The sequence below is a fragment of the Opacimonas viscosa genome (assembly GCF_024199005.1).
GTDB classification, from domain to species: Bacteria; Pseudomonadota; Gammaproteobacteria; order Enterobacterales; family Alteromonadaceae; genus Opacimonas; species Opacimonas viscosa.
On the sequence record NZ_JANATA010000149.1, the window covers coordinates 1 to 269 of the forward strand.

The 269-nt window shown below is 50.9% G+C and carries 1 pseudogene; it reads left to right on the forward strand.

The annotated features are described in order from the left end of the window. Nucleotides 1–269, forward strand: a pseudogene (locus tag NLF92_RS13060) (methyl-accepting chemotaxis protein); the annotation flags it as partial.

Genomic DNA, 269 nt, shown 5'->3' on the forward strand with positions numbered 1-269 from the left:
GCGCTGTTACAGTGTCTACACGAGGTCTTGAGTCGGCACAACAAGGTGCTGAAATTGTAGAAGAGACACGACGTGCCTTGTCTGAAATTAACACGGCCGTTAAAGGCATCAGTGAAATGACCATGGAAATGTCAGCGGCAGTAGAAGAGCAGAGCTCTGTGGCCGAGCATATCAATCAACAGGTTGTTGAAATTGCTGATGGTGCAGCCGATACGCAGCGTAGTTCCGAAGCTTCTCTGGCCGCCAGCGAACGCTTGCACGCGACAATT